At 65.4% G+C, this 12,704-nt stretch carries 8 protein-coding genes; 3 read left to right on the top strand and 5 right to left on the bottom strand.

What is annotated here, in order from left to right; genetic code table 11:
* Both ACWGS8_RS20650 and ACWGS8_RS20645 read left to right on the top strand, forming a co-directional pair.
* Window positions 1-897: adenosine kinase (locus ACWGS8_RS20650; RefSeq protein WP_454582643.1), on the top strand; the 897-nt coding region annotated here is incomplete at its 5' end.
* 398 nt (window positions 898-1,295) lie between these two features.
* On the top strand, window positions 1,296-1,988 hold the full coding sequence (locus ACWGS8_RS20645; protein ID WP_454582642.1) for an antitoxin Xre/MbcA/ParS-like domain-containing protein: 693 nt from the start codon (window positions 1,296-1,298) through the stop codon (window positions 1,986-1,988).
* A 53-nt stretch (window positions 1,989-2,041) separates the two neighbouring features.
* On the opposite strand, the gene ACWGS8_RS20640 is transcribed toward ACWGS8_RS20645, so the two are convergent.
* Window positions 2,042-3,127, bottom strand: coding sequence for a diguanylate cyclase domain-containing protein (locus tag ACWGS8_RS20640; protein WP_454582641.1), 1,086 nt, complete (start codon window positions 3,125-3,127; stop codon window positions 2,042-2,044).
* 178 nt (window positions 3,128-3,305) lie between these two features.
* Window positions 3,306-5,585, bottom strand: coding sequence for an NADP-dependent malic enzyme (locus ACWGS8_RS20635; RefSeq protein WP_454582640.1), 2,280 nt, complete (start codon window positions 5,583-5,585; stop codon window positions 3,306-3,308).
* A gap of 214 nt (window positions 5,586-5,799) precedes the next feature.
* Here ACWGS8_RS20635 and mutS point away from each other — a divergent pair, with 214 nt between their 5' ends.
* On the top strand, window positions 5,800-8,529 hold the full coding sequence (mutS, locus tag ACWGS8_RS20630) for a DNA mismatch repair protein MutS (protein WP_454582639.1): 2,730 nt from the start codon (window positions 5,800-5,802) through the stop codon (window positions 8,527-8,529).
* Here the strand turns inward: mutS and ACWGS8_RS20625 are convergent, their stop codons facing one another.
* The 3 genes from ACWGS8_RS20625 to ACWGS8_RS20615 all read right to left on the bottom strand — a co-directional run bounded on the left by ACWGS8_RS20625 (window position 8,530) and on the right by ACWGS8_RS20615 (window position 12,420).
* Entirely contained in the window at window positions 8,530-9,375 is an 846-nt protein-coding gene (locus ACWGS8_RS20625; protein ID WP_454582638.1) for an aldo/keto reductase, read from the bottom strand.
* An 89-nt stretch (window positions 9,376-9,464) separates the two neighbouring features.
* The gene (copM, locus tag ACWGS8_RS20620; protein ID WP_140888331.1) at window positions 9,465-9,857 is read right to left on the bottom strand and encodes a CopM family metallochaperone; all 393 of its coding nucleotides are present in this window, start codon (window positions 9,855-9,857) and stop codon (window positions 9,465-9,467) included.
* A 43-nt stretch (window positions 9,858-9,900) separates the two neighbouring features.
* Window positions 9,901-12,420 carry a heavy metal translocating P-type ATPase gene (locus tag ACWGS8_RS20615; RefSeq protein WP_454582637.1) on the bottom strand — a complete coding sequence of 840 codons (2,520 nt, stop codon included), beginning with the start codon at window positions 12,418-12,420 and terminating at the stop codon, window positions 9,901-9,903.
* Window positions 12,421-12,704: the final 284 nt, after the last annotated feature.

Raw genomic sequence — 12,704 nt, 5'->3', positions numbered from 1 at the left:
GGCGCGATGAACCTCATCGACACCCACCGCGCCGAACTGCTCTACAGCCGCATGGGTCCGGCGATCGAAGCCTCCGGCGGCAGCGCCGGCAACACGGCGGCCGGCGTCGCCTCCTTCGGCGGACGCGCCGCCTTCTTCGGCAAGGTCTCCAACGATGGGCTAGGCGAAATCTACGCGCACGACATCCGCGCGCAGGGCGTCGCCTTCGACACCAAGCCGCTCACGGGCGAGCCGCCGACAGCGCGCTCGATGATCTTCGTCACGCCCGACGGCGAACGCTCGATGAATACCTATCTCGGCGCCTGCGTCGAGCTTGGGCCGGAGGATGTCGAGGCCGACAAGGCCTCTGGGGCCAAGGTAACCTATTTCGAAGGCTATCTGTGGGATCCGCCGCGCGCCAAGGAAGCGATCCGGCAGACGGCAAGGCTGGCGCACGCCGCAGGCCGCGAAGTCTCCATGACGCTGTCGGATTCGTTCTGCGTCGACCGCTACCGCGACGAATTCCTCGAGCTGATGCGTTCGGGCACGGTCGACATCGTCTTTGCCAACAGTCACGAGATCAAGTCGCTCTACCAGACATCGTCCTTCGACGAGGTGCTGGCCAAAATCCGCAAGGACTGCAGGATAGCCGCCGTAACCCGTTCGGAAAAAGGCTCGGTCATCGTGCGCGGCGATGAGACCGTGGTCATCCAGGCGACGGCGATCCGGGAGCTGGTCGACACGACGGGCGCCGGCGATCTCTACGCCGCCGGTTTCCTGCATGGCTACACACAAGGCCACGACCTCAAGACCTGCGGCGACCTTGGCTCACTGGCCGCCGGACTGGTGATCCAGCAGATCGGCCCAAGGCCGAGGCAGAACCTGCGCCGCGAGGCGGAACAGGCCGGGTTGCTGTAGCAGCCGCTTCTTCCTTCTCCCCTGTGGGAGAAGGTGGCCTCGCGAAGCGAGGTCGGATGAGGGGTGTTCCAGGGAACGCCAACGTCTCACTCCGCTGGAACACCCCTCAACCGTCTTGGCGCTACGCGCCAATCCACCTTCTCCCTCAAGGGGAGAAGGAAAAGCGCCTCGCTTCTCACCGTCGCGCGGTTGTCACATACCGCTCCTACACGAAATCGAGAGCGTCCCGCGACTGACATTTCGGGGCGTCCGCAGTCAGATGGGATGTTGAAAAGATGCAAGACAGCCAGCTGTCGGGCGGCGCGAGTCGTCGCCGCCATGATTTCCGTTTTCCGCAGTAGACATTCAGCAAACGGCCGCGGCTGAGGGAGGAGCGCGCGCGGCCGGAAGACAGATGCATGAGCAGATTTCAGACGAGCGGCCTTGGACAGGACGACTTCGCGGAGATGGTCGCGGAGGACGTCGAGCGCGCGCTTTCCCATTACGACGAAGCCATAAACCGGTCCACCGTGGTCTCGGTCGGCAAGATTGCCGGCAGCATAGCATCCGCCGTCACCTTGCTGTCGCCGAAGCACCAGCGCGCCATCGATGCCATCCATGCCGACCTTCCCGGCCTTGCCTCGAAATTCGTGCGCGCGCTGGCGGCCGAAGCCGCGCGCCGCAGCGAAGCCGGCGCCATGGATATGCCGACGGCTTTGCCGGCCGATGAAACGCTTGCCGCGCTGCCACGGTCCGACGACCTCGAATCGATGCTGATCGAGGACTGGGCCGGCCGTGTCGCCGGCTCGACCTATCTGGAGGAAAACCTGCGCATCGCCCGCTCGACCCTGCACCGCTGGCAAAGGCGCGGCGACGTCATCGCCTTGCGCAAGGGCGGCCGCAAGCACGTCTTCCCGCTGGCGCAGTTCGTCGACGGCAGGCCGGTCGCGGGCATAAGCGACGTGCAGTCGCTGATTGGCAATCCGCGCCTGGCCTGGCTGTGGCTGACGCGCCCGGCAGCGCGGCTCGACGGCCGCATTCCGATCGACCTGCTGCGGCAGGACCAGATCGAGGAAGTGGTCGAAGCGGCGCGGGCGTTCTCGCCGGGCTGAAGCCGGCGCGGTCAAACCTCGGGTTTCGGAGTCGGCATAGTTCGCGCCTATAGCTACGCCGTCTTGCGCAGGCGAGGCTTGGACGATGGCTGTTGCGGCGCCATTTCGCTCGCGGTGACCAGCCGGTTGCGGCCGCTCTTTTTGCCGATATACATCAGCCGGTCGGCGAGCGCGATCAGCGCTTCGCAATCGGCGGCCTCCGCCGGATACATCGCCACGCCGACGGTGCAGCCGACCTGGATGGCGCCATTGGGCGTAGGCACCTTGATCCGCAGCCTTTCCAGGATGCGTTCGGCGACGCGCACGGCCTTTTGCTGGGCCAGGTCGCTATCGGCCGAGAACAGGAAGGCGAACTCGTCGCCACCGAGCCGGGCGACGAAATCGGCGCTGCGCAGGATTGAGCGAAGCTGGCTCGACACGCGCTGCAGCAGCGTATCGCCGGCCTCGTGGCCGAGCGTGTCATTGACTTCCTTGAACCGGTCGAGGTCGATGAACAGTAGCCCGGCCGCCTCGCCGGTGGCGCCGCAGCGGGCGACGACCGATTTGAGCTCGCTGTGGAAGGCACGCCGGTTGGGCAGGTCGGTCAAGGGATCGTGGTTGGCCGAATGGTCACTCTGCTGCTTTGCCACCTCGATCTCGCGCTTTTGCGCGGAGAGTTCCTCGTTGGCGGTCTTCAGATCCAGGACCAGCTGGGCGTTGAGGTCCTCGACCACCTTGCGGTCGCTGATATCGACGACGAAGCCTTCCAGAAATTCGAGTTCGCCGGCGTCGTCCCAGACACCGCCGCCGATCTCGCGGACCCAGAGCGGTTCGCCGGCCCTCGGCACGATACGGTAGTCGACGTTCCAGTTGCAGCGCGCCTCGAGCGCGGCGTCGACGGCGGCATAGACCGACGGCAGGTCATCCGGGTGGATGGCCGAGACATAGTCGCGCACCGCATTGTGGATGAAATCGCTCGGCCGATAACCGCTGACGGTGAAGATGCCGTCGCTGATATAGAGCATGGTGTAGGACGCGTCGTTGCGGCAACGGTAGAGATAACCGTCCATGCGGCCGGTGATGCTGAGCAAGGCGTCCAGCCGCTCGTCGTGGTAGACCACTGGGCCGACCGCGGATACGGAAACTCCGTCATGCTTCATGGCCGCACCCCCATTTAGCGGTCTGAGCGCGCCGTGGATGCCGTTACGGCATGTCGGCAAGAGTTTCCCTATATCAGCTGAATCTTATCAATCTCTTATGGGGAGCCGACGGCGTTTCGAGCGCCGCCGCGTTCGAAGAGCTGGATCATTGGCTTCCGCCCTCTGCGCGCACCTCCGCTCAAGTCCCCGCCGTATACGCCGCAATCGCTGCCATATTCACGATATCGCTGTCCTTGGCGTTCAGCGAGACGATCTGCACCGGCTTGTTCAGGCCGACCAGCAGCGGGCCGATGACCGTCGAGCCGCCGAGTTCCTGCAGCATCTTGGTGGAGATCGAGGCCGAGTGGAAGGCCGGCATGATCAGCACATTGGCCGGGCCAGTGAGGCGGATGAACGGGTATTGCGCCATGGCGCGCGCATTGAGCGCGACGTCGGCGGCCATTTCGCCGTCATATTCAAAATCGACGCGGCGTTTGTCGAGGATGCGCACGGCCTCCTGGACGCGTTCGGAGCGTTCGCCCTGGGGGTGGCCGAAGGTGGAATAGGCGAGCATGGCGAGCCTCGGCTCATAGCCCATACGGCGGGCAAAGCCAGCCGCCTCCTCGGCGATATCGGCGATCTGCTCGGCGTTCGGCATGTCGTGCACGGCGGTGTCGGCAACGAGGACAGTCTTGCCGCGCGCGAGCACGATCGAGACGCCGATGACGCGGTGGCCGGGTTTGGCGTCGATGACGCGGCGGATGTCGTCGAGTGCTGTCGAATAGTTGCGGGTCACGCCGGTGACGATGCCGTCGGCGTCGCCCAGCGCCACCATGCAGGCGGCGAAGTGGTTGCGGTCGTTGTTGATCAGCCGCTGGCAGTCGCGGAACAGGAAGCCTTTGCGCTGCATGCGCTCGTAAAGATAGTCGGTGTAGATGCCGTTGCGGCGCGACAGCCTTGCATTGATGATCTCGATGCCTTGCTTGTTGAGGTCGATGCCGGCGTGCTTGGCGTTTTCCTTGATGACGTCGTCGCGGCCGAGCAGGATGGCGGTGCCGAGCCGCTGGTTCACATAGGAAACGGCGGCGCGCATCACCTGTTCCTCCTCGCCTTCGGCGAAGACGATGCGCTTGGGCTGGCGGCGCACGCGGTCGTAGATGCGCTGCAGGGTCGAGGCGATCGGATCGCGGCGGGCCGACAGTTCCTGCGCGTAACGGTCGAGATCGAGGATCGGCTTGCGGGCGACGCCCGACTCCATCGCCGCCTTGGCCACCGCCAGCGGAATGGCCGAGATCAGCCGCGGGTCGAACGGCACCGGGATGATGTAGTTCGGACCGAATTTCGGCCGGTTGCCCTGATAGGCGGCGGCGACGTCGTCGGGCACATCCTGGCGCGCCAGTTCGGCGAGCGCGCGGGCCGCGGCGATCTTCATATCGTCATTGATGGTGGTGGCCCGCACATCGAGCGCGCCACGGAAGATGTAGGGGAAACCGAGCACATTGTTGACCTGGTTCGGATAGTCCGAACGCCCGGTCGCCATGATGGCGTCGGTGCGGATCTCGGCCACTTCCTCCGGCGTGATTTCCGGATCGGGATTGGCCATGGCGAAGATGATCGGATTCTTGGCCATCGACTGCACCATGGCGGTGGTCAGCGCGCCCTTGGCCGAAAGCCCGAGGAAGACGTCGGCGCCGTCGAGCGCCTCGGCAAGACTGCGCGCCTCGGTCTTGACCGCATGCGCCGACTTCCACTGGTTCATGCCTTCGGTGCGGCCCTGGAAGACCACGCCCTTGGTGTCGCACAGGATGATGTTTTCGGGCGCGAAGCCCATCGCCTTCATCAGTTCGATGCAGGCGATGCCGGCGGCGCCCGCGCCGTTGCAGACCAGCTTCGTCGTCTTCATGTCGCGGCCGGTGATTTCGAGCGCGTTGATCAGGCCGGCGGCCGAGATGATGGCGGTGCCGTGCTGGTCGTCGTGGAAGACCGGGATGTCCATCAATTCGCGCAGGCGCTGCTCAATGATGAAGCATTCCGGCGCCTTGATGTCTTCCAGGTTGATGCCGCCGAAGGAGGGCCCGAGGAAGCGCACGCAGTTGATGAACTCGTCGGCATCCTCGGTATCGACCTCGAGGTCGATGGAATCGACATCGGCGAAGCGCTTGAACAACACCGCCTTGCCTTCCATCACCGGCTTGGAGGCCAGTGCACCGAGATTGCCGAGGCCAAGGATGGCGGTGCCGTTGGAGATGACGGCGACCATGTTGCCGCGCGTCGTGTAGTCGAAGGCGCGGCTGGGATCCTCGGCGATGGCGCGCACCGGCACGGCGACGCCCGGCGAATAGGCGAGGCTCAGATCCCGCTGCGTCGTCATCGGCTTGGTGGCGACGATCTCCAGCTTGCCGGGCCGGCCCATCGCGTGGAATTCGAGCGCTTCCTGCGCGCTGACGGACGGACCGTTGTTCTCGGTTTTCCTGGCCATGATGCTTTTGATTTCCTCACCGGTGCAGCACCTCCTTGAAGCGGGTGCTTTGTTTCGGTCCGAATTAAGACCACGCGCCGCCGCGTGTAAACCGCCAGCGCGCGGGAATCGCGGGGCGAAGGACAATTGCGTGCAAACGATCGCCTCGGTCTTCCCCTGCTTTTCGAAGCCCCGGCATTAAACCCGGCCATCACATCTGCTAGCGTGCCGCGCCATGAACATGCATATAGCGAACGAGCCCGACTCCCCCGAGGTGACGACGCCGCCACAGCCCGGCGCGGCCGCCGTCACGCCGATGATGGAGCAGTTCATCGAGATCAAGGCGGCGAACCCGGATTCGCTGCTGTTCTACCGCATGGGCGATTTCTACGAGCTGTTCTTCGACGACGCCGAAAAGGCAAGCCGCGCGCTGGGCATCGTCTTGACCAAGCGCGGCAAGCACCAGGGTCACGACATCCCTATGTGCGGCGTGCCAGTGCATGCGGCCGACGACTATCTGCAGAAGCTGATCGGCCAGGGATTCCGCGTCGCCGTCTGTGAGCAGATCGAGGATCCGGCGGAGGCCAAGAAGCGCGGCTCCAAGTCGGTGGTGCGGCGCGACGTGGTGCGGCTGGTGACGCCGGGCACCATCACCGAGGACAAATTGCTGGCGCCGTCGGAATCGAGTTTCCTGATGGCGTTGGGGCGGGTGAAGGGCGGCAGCGACCATTCCTTCGCGATTGCCTGGATCGACATCTCGACCGGCGCCTTCCGCGTTGCCGAGACCACCGCCGACCGGCTGCTGGCCGACATCTTCCGTGTCGATCCGCGCGAGCTGATCGTCGCCGAGCCGGTGTTCCATGATCCGGAACTGAGGCCGGTGTTCGACGTGCTCGGCCGCGTCGCCAACCCGCAGCCGCCATCGCTGTTCGATTCGGCCTCGGCCACCGGGCGCATCGCCCGCTTCTTCGAGGTGGCGACGCCGGACAGTTTCGGCACGTTTTCGCGGGCCGAGCTGTCGGCGATCTCGGGCGCCATCGCCTATGTCGAGAAGACGCAAAAAGCCGAGCGGCCGCCTTTGTCGCGGCCGGAGCGCGAGGAGCAGGGCTCGACCCTGTTCATCGATCCGGCGACGCGCGGCGATCTCGAACTGTTACGCACGCTGTCCGGCAGCCGCGAGGGCTCGCTGTTCAAGGCGATCGACCGCACGGTGACCGGCGGCGGCGCCAGGCTGCTCGCCGACCGGCTGATGGCGCCGCTGACCGACCCGGCGGCAATCGGCGCGCGCCTGGACTCGGTGTCGTTCTTCCGCTCCGAAACCCGGCTTTGCCAGGCGGTGCGAACGAGCCTGAAGAGCGTCGCCGACATGCCGCGCGCGCTGTCGCGGCTGGCGCTCAACCGCGGCGGCCCGCGCGACCTCGGCGCGCTGCTCGCCGGTTTCGAGGCGGCCGACGCCATCGTTGAAATCTTCGCCGCAACCGCCCTGCCCGAGGAATTGGCGGAGGCGATGGCCGCCATCCAGGCGCTGCCGCAGGCGCTTGCCCGGCACCTGATGCAGGCGCTCGGCGAGGAACTGCCGCTGTTGAAGCGCGACGGCGGTTTCCTGCGCGGCGGCTACCACCCGGAACTCGACGAGATGCGGGCGCTGCGCGACGAATCGCGAAAAGTGATCGCCGGGCTGGAGCGCTCGCTGATCGAGGAGACCGGCATCCGCTCGCTGAAGATCCGGCACAACAATGTGCTGGGTTATTACATCGAGGTGACCGCCAACCACCATGCGGTGATGACCGGCAGTGATGGCGCCAAGGCGCGCTTCATCCATCGCCAGACCATGGCCAACGCCATGCGCTTCACCACGACCGAGCTTGCCGAACTCGAGACCAAGATCGCCAATGCTGCCGATAGGGCGCTCAGCATCGAACTGGCGGCCTTCGATGCGTTGACGGCGGAAGCGGTCGGCGAGGCTGAAAAGATCCGTGCCGGTGCCGACGCGCTCGCCACGCTCGATGTCTCGGCGGCATTGGCGTTGCTTTCGGAGAGCGAAGCCTGGTGCCGGCCGGTGGTGGATTCCAGCCTTGCCTTCGAGATATCGGGCGGCCGGCATCCGGTGGTCGAACAGGCCTTGCGCCGCTCGGGCGATGGACCGTTCGTCGCCAATGACTGCGACCTGTCGCCGGAGGGGAACGCCAAGAACGGCGCGATCTGGCTGCTGACCGGCCCGAACATGGGCGGTAAATCGACGTTCCTGCGGCAGAACGCGCTGATCGCCATCCTGGCCCAGACCGGCTCCTTCGTGCCGGCGGCATCGGCCCATATCGGCGTCGTCGACCGGCTGTTCTCGCGCGTCGGCGCCTCGGACGATCTGGCGCGCGGCCGCTCGACCTTCATGGTCGAGATGGTCGAGACGGCCGCCATCCTCAACCAGGCCGGCGAACGGGCGCTGGTGATCCTCGACGAGATCGGCCGCGGCACCGCCACTTTCGACGGCCTGTCGATCGCCTGGGCGGCGGTGGAGTATCTGCATGAGAAGAACCGCTGCCGGGCGATCTTCGCCACCCACTTCCATGAAATGACCTCGCTCGCCGGCAAGCTGGCGCGGCTCCACAACGTAACCATGCGGGTCAAGGAATGGGAAGGCGACGTCGTCTTCCTGCACGAGGTCGGCAAAGGCGCGGCCGACCGCTCCTACGGCGTGCAGGTGGCGCGGCTCGCCGGCCTGCCGGAAGCGGTGGTCGACCGGGCCAAGCAGGTGCTGCACCAGCTGGAGGAAGGCGAGGTTTCCGGCAAGGCCAACCGGCTGGTCGATGACCTGCCGTTGTTTTCCGTGGCGGTGAAGCGCGAAGCGCCGAAGCCGGTGAAGAGCGACGCGCTCGGCGCTGCGCTGGGCGAGATCAACCCCGACGAGATGACGCCAAGGGAAGCGCTGGAGGCGCTTTACCGGCTGAAGGGGCTGGCGGGGAAGTAGTCAGATCATCTCCAGCCCACGCTTGCGTGTCGGCGGCGGAAAGGCCCGGTCGAGATCGGCAATGTCCTGCGGCGCAAGCCTGATGTCGAGCGCCGCAAAATTCTGTCGGACATGCTCCTGGCTGCTGGCCTTCGGAATGGCGATGACGCCGTCCTGATGCATCACCCAAGCTAGGGCGATTTGTGCCGCGGTCGCATTGTGGCGGGCGGCGACGGTGTCAAGCCTGGTATTGCGCGCCAGCGCGCCCTGCTCGACCGGCGAATAGGCCATCAAGGGAATGCCGCGCTTACGGCTCCAGGGCGCCAGATCGAATTCGGGGCCGCGCCGGACCAGATTGTAAAGCACCTGATTGGTCTGGACGTTGCCGCCGTCGGGCAAGCCGGCAAGGTCCTCCATATCCTCGGTGTCGAAATTGCTGACGCCCCAATGGCGGATCTTGCCGGCCTTCCTCAAGGCCTCGAAGGCCTCGACCGTCTCGGCCAAAGGCACGCTGCCCGGCCAATGCAGGAGGTAGAGATCGATGCGGTCGGTGCGCAGGCGCTTGAGGCTGTTCTCGCAGGCGCGCTGAACACCCGCGCGCGACGCGTTCGATGGCAGAACTTTCGAGACAACGAAGACCTCGGCGCGGCGCCCGGCAATGGCTTCCGCCACCACTTCCTCGGCGCCGCCGCTGGCATACATTTCGGCGGTGTCGATCAGCGTGATGCCAAGATCGAGGCCGAGTTTGAGAGCGTTGACCTCATCGGCACGGCGACGCGAATCCTCACCCATCTTCCACGTGCCCTGGCCGAGCACCTGAACGGTTTCGCCAGAGGGCAGCGTGGTGGTTCTGATGGTGGATGGCATGGCAGGCTCCGTTCGAGGCCGAATCGCATCACAGGGCGGGCGAGAGAATCCAGGGGCGTTCTCGCCCAAATCTCCCGGTCGCGAAAGGCTCACTTCACCGGATGCGCGGCCAGCCAGTCCTGCATCTGCTTGATCTCGGCTTCCTGCGCGGCGATGACGCCTTCGGCGAGCTTGCGGATTTCCGGGTCCTTGCCGTTGGCAAGCTCGACCTTGGCCATGTCGATGGCGCCCTGGTGGTGCGGGATCATGCCGCGGACGAAATCGACATCGGCGTTGCCAGTGTATTGCGACGCCATCATGTCGGCGTGCATCTTGTCCATCGCCGCCTTGTAGCCTTCGGTCGAAGGGCCGGTCGCGCCCATCGACATGCCAGCCATGTCGTGTTTCATCTCTTCGCTCTGCGCCGGAACGCTTTCGAGGAAGACGGCAAGCAGCATTCCTGCCGCCATCAGCAAAAGCACGAGTTTCTTGGCCAAGGTCATTCATGGTCTCCTATTGGTTGGGTTTCGTATTTGGGGCTTTGGATCAGAGTTTCAACGTCCGCAGCCGCAATGCGTTGGCAATGACCGAGACTGAGGACAGGCTCATCGCCGCCGCCGCCAGCATCGGCGACAAAAGCATGCCGGTGAGCGGATAGAGCACGCCTGCGGCGACCGGCACGCCAAGCACATTGTAGAGGAAGGCGAAGAACAGGTTCTGGCGAATGTTGCCGATCGTTGCCTGAGCCAGCGTGCGGGCGCGGACGATGCCGTTGAGGTCGCCCTTGACCAAAGTGATGCCGGCGCTTTCGACCGCGACATCGGCGCCGGTGCCCATGGCGATGCCGACATCGGCGCCGGCCAAGGCCGGCGCATCGTTGACGCCGTCGCCGGCCATGGCGACGCCGGCCCCCCTGCCACGCAGTTCCTCGACCAGGGCTGCCTTTTGTTCCGGCAACAGGCCGGCGCGAACCTCGTCGATGCCGAGGCTTTTGGCGATTGCGTTGGCCGTGCGCTCATTGTCGCCGGTCGCCATGATGATCCTGAGGCCGCTGTCATGCAGTGCCTTGATCGCCTCGGCGGTGGTCGCCTTGATGGGATCCGCTACGGCGACGATGCCGGCCAGTCTGCCGCCGACAGCGACGAACATCGCCGTCTTGCCGTCGCCCTGCAGCGCTTCCGCGCTGGCCGAAACGGCGGAAACGTTGACGCCGAGATCGTCCATCATCGCGGCATTGCCGAGCGCGACGGCCTTGCCCGACACCGTGCCGGAAACGCCCTTGCCGGTAACCGCCTCGAAATCGCCGGCGTCGGTGACGGTTGCACCGCGCGCCGCGGCGCCCTCGACGATGGCCTCGGCCAGCGGATGCTCCGAGCCCTTCTCCAGGCTCGCGGCGAGCCCCAGCAATTCGTCTTCGGAAAAGCCGTTTGCCGGGACGACGTCCGTCAGGTTCGGCCGGCCCTCGGTCAGCGTGCCGGTCTTGTCGACGATCAGCGTGTCGACGGAGGCGAAGCGTTCGAGCGCGGCGGCTTCCTTGATCAGCACGCCGGCATGCGCCCCGCGCCCCGTGGCGGTCATGATCGACATCGGCGTGGCGAGGCCAAGCGCACAGGGACAGGCGATGATCAGCACCGAGACCGCCGAGACGATGGCGAAGATCAGGCTGGGCTCGGGACCGAAGACGGCCCAGGCGATGAAGGCCGCGACGGCGACAAGGACGACGGCCGGGACGAAGTAGAAGGAAACGCGGTCTGCCAACCCCTGGATCGGCGCGCGCGAGCGCTGTGCCTTGGCGACGAGTTCGACGATGCGTGCCAGCGTGGTCTCGGCGCCGATCCGTTCGGCGCGCATGATCAGCGAACCTTGCCTGTTGAGCGTGCCGCCGGTGAGAGTGTCGCCCTCGGCCTTTTCGACCGGCAGCGGCTCGCCCGTGATCATCGATTCGTCGATGGAGGAGCGACCTTCGAGCACCGTGCCGTCGACCGGCACGGCATCGCCGGGCCGGATACGCAGGCGATCGCCGGCCTTGACGCTGTCCAGTGGCACGTCGGTCTCGGAACCGTCCTGCCCGATACGCCGCGCGGTCTTCGGCGCCAGGTCGAGCAAGGCGCGGATCGCCGATCCGGTCTTTTCGCGGGCACGCAGTTCCAGCACCTGGCCAAGGAAGACCAACGCGACAATGACGGCGGCGGCCTCGAAATAGACCGGCACCGCACCACCATGGCCGCGGAACTGATGCGGGAAGATGTCAGGGAAGAGCGTGGCTACGACGCTGTAGAGGTAGGCCGCGCCGACGCCGAGCGAAATCAGCGTCCACATGTTGGGGCTGCGGTTGAGGACCGACTCCCAGCCGCGATGAAAGAACGGAAAGGCGGCCCAGAGCACCACCGGGCTTGCCAACGCCAACTCTGCCCAAGTTTTTGTCCGATCGCTGACCAGATTTTCGAAGCTCAGCCCGAACATCGGCGCCATCGCGATGATCAGAAGCGGGATCGACAGGACCGCGCTGACCCAGAACCGCCTGGTGAAATCGACCAGTTCGGGATTTGGCCCTTCATCGCCCGATGGCACGCCCAGCCGCTCAAGCGCCATGCCGCAGATCGGGCAGGAGCCGGGCTTGTCGCGGACGATTTCGGGATGCATCGGGCAGGTGTATTGCGTGCCCTTGGGCGCGGGCGCCGGCGCCGGCCTGTCGCCGAGATAGGTCTGTGGTGCCGCCTCGAATTTCGCCTTGCAGCCGGCGGAACAGAAATAGAAGCCCTGGCCTTCATGGCGGACAAAGTGCCTGGCTGTGCCACGGTCGACGGTCATGCCACAGACGGGGTCGGTGGCCGTCAAATATTGTTCCGGCTCGGCCTGGAATTTCGAACGGCAGCGTTCGCTGCAGAAATGATAGAGGCGGCCGCCATGCTCCGATGTCGGCTTGCCGGCGGCCGGATCCACGGTCATGCCGCAGACCGGATCGCGCAGAACGGCTGCAGTATCGGCGCCTTTCGGCGCGCAACAGCTGCCGTGCGCGCCATGTGCGCGATGCTTGCCGTGTCGGTCATGGTCTGGATGCGTCATGCCAAAAATGCCTCTATGCCTCTGCTTTGTTGCGGAGGTAGTGCTTCCAGTAACTGGAAGGTCAAGGGCTGTTCCGATTTTTTCGTTTCTGGCCCGGCTTCGGACGCTCGCCCCGGAACTGGCGAACTACATCATGTCAAGTAGATGGCGCGCGACGACCTCGACGCGCAGGCCCGTGCGTAGCCGAGAATCTCGTCTTCAATCCGGCGTTGCCGACATCGGGCGCAATCTTACGGCAATCCTGGGACGTCAGGCCGGGTTTAAGAGCTTGGCTCTCTGTTGGC

The sequence above is a fragment of the Mesorhizobium sp. 43Arga genome (assembly GCF_053714255.1).
Note: the sequence above shows the minus strand (reverse complement) of the source record. Positions and strands in the feature narration are given on the sequence as shown.

Coding starts and splice junctions, on each gene's coding strand:
- ACWGS8_RS20645 (WP_454582642.1), top strand. CDS start 1,296: ATGAGCAGATTTCAGACGAGCGGCCTTGGACAGGACGACTTCGCGGAG.
- ACWGS8_RS20640 (WP_454582641.1), bottom strand. CDS start 3,127: ATGAAGCATGACGGAGTTTCCGTATCCGCGGTCGGCCCAGTGGTCTAC.
- ACWGS8_RS20635 (WP_454582640.1), bottom strand. CDS start 5,585: ATGGCCAGGAAAACCGAGAACAACGGTCCGTCCGTCAGCGCGCAGGAA.
- mutS (WP_454582639.1), top strand. CDS start 5,800: ATGAACATGCATATAGCGAACGAGCCCGACTCCCCCGAGGTGACGACG.
- ACWGS8_RS20625 (WP_454582638.1), bottom strand. CDS start 9,375: ATGCCATCCACCATCAGAACCACCACGCTGCCCTCTGGCGAAACCGTT.
- copM (WP_140888331.1), bottom strand. CDS start 9,857: ATGACCTTGGCCAAGAAACTCGTGCTTTTGCTGATGGCGGCAGGAATG.
- ACWGS8_RS20615 (WP_454582637.1), bottom strand. CDS start 12,420: ATGACGCATCCAGACCATGACCGACACGGCAAGCATCGCGCACATGGC.